Origin of the sequence: Azospirillum griseum (assembly GCF_003966125.1) — a bacterium.
GTDB classification, from domain to species: domain Bacteria; phylum Pseudomonadota; class Alphaproteobacteria; order Azospirillales; family Azospirillaceae; genus Azospirillum; species Azospirillum griseum.
The window spans coordinates 1-3,742 of record NZ_RXMA01000064.1 but is presented as its reverse complement, the minus strand read 5'-3'; the positions used below and the strand labels follow the sequence as shown (position 1 = coordinate 3,742).

Sequence of the window (3,742 nt, the reverse complement as noted above, 5' to 3'; positions counted from 1 at the left end):
GCTCCAGCGGATCCCCGCTCTTGCTCAACTCCGCATAGCGATCCTGAAGATCAAACAGCCCAGCTTGACCGGCCATGCTCCCCCCCCCCCGCCTTCAAAACAAGAGAATCACCAGGACGCCGAACACGCTACAGTTTTCGAGGTGTCCAGCTGCCGGGCCTGCTCAATCCGGACGCCTTCGACAGCCGGGTGTGGGCGGACAGCGCCTACCGCTCGAAGGCCAACGAAGCGGCCATCGCGGCGGCGGGCCGCCGCAGCATGGTGCATTTCCGCAAGCCGAAGGGGCGGCCGATGCCGGAGCCGCACCAACGCGCCAACCGCGCCCGCTCGGCGGTGCGATCCGCCGTCGAGCATGTCTTCGCCGACCAGAAGCAGCGCATGGCGCTGTTCATCCGCACCATCGGCCTTGGACGCGCCACGGTGAAGATCGGCATCGCCAACCTCGCCTGCAATTTCCGACGCTTGATCTGGCTCGAGGGGCAAACTGTGCCCCTATAGCGCCAAAACCCCCGCATATTTCCACATTTCCAGACAAAATCAGGACATCAGCTGTCGATTTTCCGGGATCGCTGGACTCAGTTTCAAGCAATTTCAGGTCGTCCATGATCCCCAGGATCGGTGGAAAATAAACCAGGATCCCCGGATTGATGTCCAGGATCTCCGGACGATGTCGATACAGAACATCGTCACGGTGGCGGTCATGCCTCAGAGCAAACCCGATCATCAATCGGCCACTGACGAAGAATGGCACGAGGCGGAGCGCCGGGAACGCATCGTCCGGCCGCTGGCAGAGCGCGAGCGTTTGACGCGGGCGGAGGTCGCCGATGCCGCTGCCATATTGGGGCTTAAGCGGAGCCGCATCTACGCGCTCGTGGCGCTTTATCGGGAGAAGCCGGTAACGAGCGCCTTGATTCCGCCGAAACCGGGTCCAGCCCGAGGGTTCCGTTGCCTGGAGCCCGAGATCGAGAGCGTCATCGAAGCGGCAATCCGCGCATATTATATGACACGTCAGCATCCCACGGTGGCCGGGTTGCGGCGGCACATCGAGCACGAGTGCAAGGCGCGGGGTCTTTCGACGCCATCGGTGAAGGCTTTGCGTGTCCGCATTGATCGGCAGGGCCGGAAAGCTCTGGTGAAGGCGCGGGAGGGACCGAAAGCGGCCCGTGACCAGTTCCGCCCCGTCTTCGGGGAGTATGTGTCGGATCACGCTCTCCAGGTCGTCCAGATCGACCACACGCGCGTCGATGTCATGGTCGTCGACGAGATGTACCGACTGCCCCTTGGACGCCCTTGGCTGACGTTGATGATCGACGTCGCAAGCCGGATGGTCGTGGGATTCTATCTGACCCTGGAGGCTCCATCGGCGACCTCCGTTGCCATGGCCATGCGGCACGCCGTGCTACCGAAGGCGGATTGGCTGGCGGAGCGCGGGGTGGCGGCTCCCTGGCCGGTCGCGGGGCTTCCGGAAACCGTGCACATGGACAACGGTAAGGACTTCCATTCGAAGGCTCTGGAGCGCGGCTGTCGGGAGTATGGCATCGAACAAGAGTATCGGCCGCCGGCGACCCCGCATTTCGGGGGGCACATCGAGCGGTTGATTGGGACAATGATGGGCGCCGTCCATCTGCTCCCGGGAACCACCTTCTCGAACATCGACGAGAAGGGCGACTACGACTCGGAGAAGACGGCGGTTATGACGCTGCCGGAGTTGGAGACGTGGCTCGCCATTCAAATCGTGGGAGTCTACCACGCCAGCATTCACAGCGCCCTTCAGCTTCCGCCGATGACGGCGTGGGAGGACGTCGTTGCCCGGCGGCCCACCCCGGTGCGTCACCCGGCTGACCCGGAGCGGTTCCTCTTCGATTTCCTGCCGTTCGAGAAGCGGAAGGTAACGCGGGAGGGCATTCGGATATTCAACATCCACTACTGGGACAGCATTCTGAGCGTATGGGCCGGACAATCGGACTCCCGGATGCCGGTCAAGTATGACCCACGCGACTTGTCGCGGGTGTTTCTCCAGGCTCCGGATGGAAAGCACTGGCCGATCCGCTACCGCGATCTGCGCCGACCGCGCATTACACGCTGGGAGCACCTTGAGGCGATGCGAGTGCTGCGGGAACGGGGACGCCGGTCCGTCGACGAGGCGATGATCTTCGATGCGATCGAGGCCCAACGAATGCTGGTCGCCGAGGCTGCGGCACGAACCAAAGCTGCCCGACAAACGGTGCAGCGTACCGCCTATGCACTTGCCGGGTCTGAGGCGGCGAGCAAGACGCCGGAGCAGACGGAGCCTTCACCCGCGCCCGCCGCCGACGGCCAACCGACCGATCGGCCCCTGTTGCCCTACGATGTGGAGGAGTGGTCATGAGCGAGGGCTTCGAACACCTTCATCCGGCCTATCGCGAATACGCGTGCTTGGCCGACCATGAACGCATCGAATGGATCCGAGCCGACCGCTGGATCAACCATCGGAGGGCCGAAGCGGCGCTCGGCAAGCTCGAGGATCTGCTTACCTACCCGAAGCGGGATCGCATGCCATGCCTGCTGCTGTTCGGCGACGTCGGCATGGGAAAGACCAAGATCGTCCGCAAGTTCGTGCGGGATCACCCAGCGGTCTTCAACGAGGGAACGGGGGTGACGACCATGCCGGTGGTTGCGTTCCAGATGCCGACGCAACCGGACGAGGGAGACTTCTACGACGAGCTGCTGACCGCTCTCGGCGTGCCGCAACGGCGAGCGGGAACGGTGCGCGGTGCCCGCAACCTGTGTCGCCGTCTGTTGGGTGAGATGAACGCCCGGATGCTGGTCATTGACGAGGTGCATGCCATGCTGGCAGGCACCTACCGTCAACAGCGGATTTTCCTGAACACGTTGAGGTTCCTGAGCAATGATCTGCGCATTCCCCTGGTCTGCGCCGGCACCGACGAGGCCCGGATGGCGTTGTTGACCGACCAGCAGCTTGCCGATCGGTTCGACGCGCTGGAGTTGGCCCGTTGGCGGGACGACCAGGCATTCGGCGACCTGCTTGCCAGTCTCGCGGCAATTCTGCCGTTGCGGCGACGGTCGTCCCTCAGCAACGCCACCGTCAGTCGGCGCGTGCTGTCGATGACAGATGGGATCACGGTGCGCGTTTTCCGGTTGATCGAAACCGTGGCGATTGCGGCCATCCGGAGCGGCCGGGAGATGATCGATGAAGAGAGTTTCACGACCGACGATCTGGTGCTTCCACTGGTTTCCATGACCGTCAAGGCACAACGCGGTCTGGGACGGAAGACTTCGGCGGCGGTGTAGGCGATGACAGTTGCCGCCGTCACGGTGCCTAGAGCATCGCGCGAGAAATCTGAATCGACGGCTTGCGTTTGAGTTTCCGGCGTGATTCACCGTAGTTGGAGGTGGATCATGGGTCAGAGCTATTCGTCGGACCTTCGTGTTCGGATTTACGGTGAGATCGAGCAAGGCGGTTCACGTCGGGCAGCGGCGCGTCGGTTTGACGTGAGCGCCAGCACGAGCATCCGTCTTGCCCAGCGGATGGCGACGACGGGATCGCTGGAACCGGCGCGGCAAGGACGTCCGCCGGGAGGCGGCAAACTGGCTCCGCACGCCGCGCTTCTGATCGGTTGGGTGGAGGCGCAGGGCGACATCACCATGCCGGAACGGGACTATCCGGAATTTCGTGCTCGGCGGGGCGGGTTTTAATCTCAGGCGCTCATCGCCTTTGAGAAACGCTCGCCGAACATGACGG

The 3,742-nt window shown here is 63.3% G+C and carries 4 protein-coding genes; all 4 read left to right on the top strand.

Annotation, left to right across the window (positions count from 1 at the left end):
- Positions 1-189: 189 nt before the first annotated feature.
- Complete coding sequence (locus EJ903_RS25835) at positions 190-498, top strand: hypothetical protein (protein ID WP_210211570.1); 309 nt, start codon at positions 190-192, stop codon at positions 496-498.
- Between the two features lie 169 nt (positions 499-667).
- Positions 668-2,368, top strand: coding sequence for a Mu transposase C-terminal domain-containing protein (locus tag EJ903_RS25830; RefSeq protein ID WP_210211569.1), 1,701 nt, complete (start codon positions 668-670; stop codon positions 2,366-2,368).
- Positions 2,365-3,291 carry a TniB family NTP-binding protein gene (locus tag EJ903_RS25825; RefSeq protein WP_174237365.1) on the top strand — a complete coding sequence of 309 codons (927 nt, stop codon included), beginning with the start codon at positions 2,365-2,367 and terminating at the stop codon, positions 3,289-3,291. The genes EJ903_RS25830 and EJ903_RS25825 overlap by 4 nt, the downstream gene beginning before the upstream one ends.
- A gap of 108 nt (positions 3,292-3,399) precedes the next feature.
- Positions 3,400-3,696, top strand: a complete 297-nt coding sequence (locus EJ903_RS25820) for a COG3415 family protein (protein ID WP_126620746.1) — start codon at positions 3,400-3,402, stop codon at positions 3,694-3,696.
- Positions 3,697-3,742 lie beyond the last annotated feature (46 nt).

What these genes read in the sequence shown, in the direction of transcription:
- EJ903_RS25830 (WP_210211569.1), top strand. Translation starts at nt 668, where the DNA reads ATGTCGATACAGAACATCGTCACGGTGGCGGTCATGCCTCAGAGCAAA.
- EJ903_RS25825 (WP_174237365.1), top strand. Translation starts at nt 2,365, where the DNA reads ATGAGCGAGGGCTTCGAACACCTTCATCCGGCCTATCGCGAATACGCG.
- EJ903_RS25820 (WP_126620746.1), top strand. Translation starts at nt 3,400, where the DNA reads ATGGGTCAGAGCTATTCGTCGGACCTTCGTGTTCGGATTTACGGTGAG.